Source organism: Longimonas sp., from assembly GCF_046498435.1.
Classification (GTDB): Bacteria; Bacteroidota; Rhodothermia; order Rhodothermales; family Salinibacteraceae; genus Longimonas.
Genome location: NZ_JAWOAR010000031.1, coordinates 1 through 5,418 on the forward strand (window position 1 = coordinate 1; position 5,418 = coordinate 5,418).

General features: G+C 59.4%; 3 protein-coding genes. 2 read left to right on the plus strand and 1 reads right to left on the minus strand.

The features are described 5' to 3' along the window. Nucleotides 1-659, minus strand: a 659-nt coding sequence (locus R6U20_RS01295; RefSeq protein ID WP_410336063.1) for an outer membrane beta-barrel protein, incomplete at its 3' end; no start/stop codon positions are given. Between the two features lie 278 nt (nt 660-937). Between R6U20_RS01295 and R6U20_RS01300 the strand changes: the two genes are divergently transcribed. Beyond that, nucleotides 938-1,501 carry a sigma-70 family RNA polymerase sigma factor gene (locus R6U20_RS01300; protein WP_410336064.1) on the plus strand — a complete coding sequence of 188 codons (564 nt, stop codon included), beginning with the start codon at nt 938-940 and terminating at the stop codon, nt 1,499-1,501. Nucleotides 1,502-1,673: 172 nt separating this feature from the next. Next, nucleotides 1,674-4,082, plus strand: coding sequence for a protein kinase domain-containing protein (locus tag R6U20_RS01305; RefSeq protein WP_410336065.1), 2,409 nt, complete (start codon nt 1,674-1,676; stop codon nt 4,080-4,082). The last annotated feature ends 1,336 nt before the right edge of the window (nt 4,083-5,418 follow it).

A 5,418-nucleotide genomic window follows, 5' to 3' on the forward strand; every position in this document is an offset into this window, starting at 1 on the left:
GGGTTCTCGCGAAACGGATTGTCCTCGAAGTCGCCCCCCACATCGGTACGGCCTTGCGACACCTCGCGGAGTCCATGCATGTAGCGCACAAACACGCTAAGTGAACTCGGGCCTTCGTCGAAGGTCGCGCCGAAGCCAAGGACTGCGCTGGCGTCGGTCCGCTCGTAGAAAGAGCCCTCATCAGGCAACTGTACTTCGACGGTACTGCCGGTGGACTGCGTCTCGAACATCTTCACGCCAAACGACCCGCCGCCCGTGGCAAACAGGTCCAGGCGCCACACCGATGGCAGCGCCACGCGCAGTTGAAGTGGAAATTCGGCGTACGACGCCGTATAGTTGACCTGCCCAAACGTTTCGGTGACGGACGTGCCTTTCTGCATGAACAGCGCCTCTTGCTGAATACCCACCGGTCCAGGCAGGTCAACAAGCATCCCTCCACCGGCAGCAACGGTGGTGCGAAACCCGGTAGACAGGTCGGAGTCGGGGGATACGGTGGCAACATTGGCTCCTGCTATCACCCCAAACGAAACCGACTGGGCTGCGCCTGGGAGCGGAGCCGCCAGCAGAAAAGTAAATGTTAGCAATCCAGCAAAGAACGATGTACGCACGGGCAGGTAGCAGAACCTTGAGAAGATGAAAGCGGCAGTTACACGAGCCATGCCAAAGCGGTGATCCAGCCCACGGACTCCTTTCTGGCATAGGATTGGCCGTAGACGGATATCATGGCATGCGAGTAACCTGTATAGTTGCATTTTCTTTGGTCCTGTTGTACCTTTCGTCTGTTAATTAGCTTACATTTGGCTTGGAATTGCAGTGGGCTTAGTGATGCGCAGACGGTTTCCCAACAGCGTATTAGGTTCTGCATCCTACATGGGACTCGCCACTATTCTGGGTGGGGCCCGTGTCTATGCTTTTTTCCAGTTGGCTGGTCCCCCCTATGAGCGATGACGTTACGCAGCTTCTGGTAAAATACCAGAACGGCAACACGCAGGCCGAAGAGCGTCTGTGGGAGGCTGTATACGATGAACTTCGAAAGCTGGCCCAACACCGCATGCGCCGCGAGCGCAAAGACCACACGTTGGGCACCACAGCGCTTGTACACGAGTGCTACCTGAAGCTGGTTGATCAGACGCAGGTGGAGTGGGAAAGCCGGCTGCATTTCTATGCAATGGCCTCGCGCATTATGCGCAATATATTGGTAGACTATGCTCGCCGCCGCACCGCCCAAAAGCGAGGCGGCGGAGCACCACACGTCAACCTCGAAAAAGTGCAACTCTCTGATAGTGAGGAAACGGCTCATCTCTTTATAGCACTGGATACGGCACTCACACAGCTTGCCGAGATGGATGAGCGCATGGCACAGGTGGTCGAGTACCGGTTCTTTGGCGGCATGAAAGAGAAAGAAATTGCCGAGTTGCTCGACGTGTCGGCGCGCACCGTGCGGCGCGACTGGCGTAAAGCCAAAGGATGGCTCGCGCGGATGATCGATGAGGGTAGTTAAGCGACACCATTGCATCGTTGCGTTTGGTCGTGCGTTTTGGTGATGCATTGCTCCGGCGTTATGTTGTTACGTTATAGCGCCAGGGGTCGGCTACACAGATCCATCGGCCCGCAATGATGCGTCCCCCCAACGTATCCCCCTTATGGCTTTCGTATCCCCCCGCTGAAAATCTATGTCTCTCGTTAAGACGCACTGGTCCGAGTTAAGCGACGTGCTTGATGCGGCTCTGGATGCCCCTCCGCAGGAGCGCGCTGCAATTGTCGAAGCGGCGTTTCCCGATAATCCGACACTGCGCGAGGAAGCATTTTCGCTCCTTCGTGCTGCTACCGGCGCCCCCACCCTCCTCGATTGGGATGCGTGGCAGTGCGCCGGCACATGGGTAGACAACGCGGTTGACGAGGCGCTCAATGCCTCCACAGACGATTTGAATCCAGGCACCACACTCGGGGCCTATACCATTGAAGACCTGCTGGGGACGGGGGGAAGCAGTCGTGTGTATAAGGCGCGCCGCAGCGATGGGTTGTTTGATCAGACGGTTGCGATCAAAGTGCTGCGCAAGAGCCAGCGCATCAATTTTGAACAGCGGTTTCTGCAAGAACGGAGCATTCTGGCGTCGCTCGACCATCCCAACATTGCGCGCATCATCGACGGCGGGGCTACGTCCGAGGGGCATCCGTATTTTGTGATGGAGCATGTCGAGGGCACGCCCATCACCACGTACTGCGATACGCACCGTCTTTCAATTCCTAAGCGGCTGCGTCTCATGCAGCAGGTGATGGAGGCGGTGCAACATGCGCATCAGAACCTGATTGTGCATCGCGACCTGAAGCCGTCGAACATCCTCGTGACCGATGATGGCCACGTGCGGCTGCTCGACTTTGGCATCGCCAAGGTGCTCGAAGATGCCCATGGCCCGATGGGGGTAGAGCCGTATGAAACGCAGACCGGTGCGCATCCGCTTACGCCCGGCTATGCTGCGCCCGAGCAGATTGAACAAGGAGCTATCACCACGCGCACCGATGTGTACGCGCTGGGCCGCGTGTGTTACGAACTCATCTGTGGGTGCCGACCGGTGGATGCAGACACCACCGCGCCCTACGCCATGATGCAAGCGGTGTGCGAGGGCAACCTGCGTCCGATGCACGAGCAGTTTGCCACCCGCAACGCAGCCGACCGCGAGACGATCGCTGAACAACGCGGATGCACGGAAACAGCGCTGAAACGCTACCTGCAGAGCGATCTACGCGCTGTTTTGAGTCAGGCGCTGGCGTGCGTCCCCGACGACCGCTACGGCACGGCTGCCGGCTTCAAGCGCGATATGGAACGCTACCTCGATGACCGTCCGGTACAGGCACGTACAGCCACGCCCTGGTATCAGATACAGACCTTTGTGCGACGCAACCGGTGGGGCGTGCTCGCCGCAACTCTCATAGCGGGACTGGTACTGGCGTACGCAATTACCGTCACGCAGTACTCGCAGCAGATGCGGGCCGAGCGCGACAAGTCGGAGGCGGTGACCACGTTTCTTACCGATCTGTTTACGGCATCGAATCCCGAAATGAATGCAGGCACTCCCAACCTTACTGTGCGCGAGGTGGTAGATCGAGGGGCTGCCCAGCTTGACACCAATATGGAACAGGCCCCACAGGTCCGGGCCGATTTAAAGACGACGCTGGGCCAGGTGTACAGCGGGCTCGGACTCTACGAGCAGGGCGAGCCGCTGCTTCGGGAGGCGCTGACTACACGGTTGGAACGAGACAGCGACCAGGCTGAAGAGGCGGGCACGCGCAAAGCACTCGGTTATCTGCTCTTTCGCACTGGTGATTATGAAGAGGCCGAGGCGCAGATTCAACAGGCGCTTGAACTTGCGGAACAGGCCCACGGGGCCTCAGATGCCGAGGTGGGCGCCTATCTCAACGGGTTGGCCATTCTCTACAATGAGTCAGGGCGTGGCGACGAGGCGGAGCCCCTTCTGCGCCAAGCCTTGGCGATCAACGAGTCTGCCGCCGCGCCCGCCACGTATCTGCACAATCTGGCTATTGCTCTGCAAGATCAGGGGAAGTTCGAGGAGGCGCTATCGGTGCACGAAGATGCTATCACGGCATTCGAAGAGCAGTTTGGAGCCGAGTATCCGGGACGGGCCTCGGCGATGGCACGGTACGCGTTCTCGCTCCACCTGAATGGAGATTACGAGGAGGCGGCAGCCATGCATGAAGAGGCGCTAACTTTACGACGCGACATTCTGCCAGAGGAGCACCCGCATATTGCATCCTCGCTCATTCGATATGGCTGGCTGGAGGCCGAGCGCGGCAATGGGACCCGCGCCGAAGACATGGTCCGCGAAGGTATGAACATGTTGGGGCAGTTTGTGCCCGAGACGCACTGGGAAATGCAAGCTGCACAAGGTATCTTGGGCATCGCACTGATGCGGCAGGGGCGCATTGCCGAAGGCCGGGCGCGCTTAGAGCCGGTGTATAACGGTTTCTACGCAACCTTTGGACCCGACGACTGGCGCACCCGGCGCGCTGAACAGGTGCTTCGCCAAACGGGCGGAGTGCCCGACGTATCCGAGACCGAATAGTCTCATACCAACGCCGCATGCGTCGTTGGTGTATGGACGTGTGGACGGGTGGAGGAGTAGGACATCAGTCCACACCCACACAGGGCCGAAGGCCAACTACCGAAGTACATTCGGTGTCGTGCAGAGAAGCGATCCCACAACGGGGCAACCGGATTTGGCATCCTTGGGTAGGCGCCTGCCATAGTGCTCTGCCAATCCTCATTTTGATGGTTGCCCTGGCATCACCCCCCAACGAAGCCTGTCATGGTGAGCGCAGTCCCGTCCCCCTGTGGCTCCGACCACTGTCGGAGGAACCATCTCCTTGGGGTTTAGCAGGACCTTTTCGGGGCGGCACAGCACGCGTATCCATCTCGGTTTAACCTGCAGAATGACCTGTGACACAGCAGTGTATGTGTTTAGCGACTTGTTCCAGATTGCCGGGGACGCAAGCAGTACCGTCTGCGTTTCTGGCGTACACCACGGCCCCCCTTCGGTATCGCTGTCGCGTGGGAAACGCAGAAGCGTTCATTTGCAGAGCCAACGGGGGACCGTTGGCTCCAGTCTATCCCCCCAGCTGCTGGCGCGACGGCTTCCCTCTCCAGGGGAGCGATTGGGGGACTGCTGCTTTACCTTACACCTCAACGTCATCCTGACCCACGACGACCGTCGGGGGGAAGGATCTCGACGCCACCCCTGCACGTGTGGCACGATCCTTCGGTGAAGAGCGCTGGATTCCGGGCAATTATAGAATCGCGCTAAACACGTACCCGACAGCTGTCGGAATACTGATCCCGGGCTAAGGAAAGACGCAATACGGAGACCGCTCCTGCCCCCCAATCCGACTCCTGCCCTTCCTCGTCGCATGGCACAAAAAGCATGACCTGCGGCCCTTCCGCCGTGCGACGCAAGCCGGTTAGGAGCTCCACCCCACTCACTTGGTCTAAGCACCACTTGTCCCGAGCGAAGCCGAGCCCCCTCTAAAGAGCGCCCCCAATCGACCGTAACGACGCAGGGCCCTGCGTCGCCCGGGAGCAATGCGTTGCCATGCGGAGCGGCATCTGCCCATGCAAAGCAGCGCGATCTCACCCTCATGCTCCCGTCACGCATGCGGCAGCTGTACACCGGCGTCCCAGTGCCCTGGGATGGTACGTATGCCTCAACGGGGCACCCGTCCCAAGCGAAGTCGCGGGCGACCCAGAAGCGCCCCTCCACCCGACCGTAACGACGCAGGCCGGCTTTTTGACCTCTACAACCGGCATGTCTGAACGGCTGAGGTTATCGACATAATCCTCGCCCGTATACTTGGCCACTTCATCAGGATCAAAGGGCAGATCAACCCCGATCCTGTTGATATACT

Excerpts from the sequence above, each read along its gene's own strand:
- R6U20_RS01300 (WP_410336064.1), top strand. The coding sequence starts at position 938 with ATGAGCGATGACGTTACGCAGCTTCTGGTAAAATACCAGAACGGCAAC.
- R6U20_RS01305 (WP_410336065.1), top strand. The coding sequence starts at position 1,674 with ATGTCTCTCGTTAAGACGCACTGGTCCGAGTTAAGCGACGTGCTTGAT.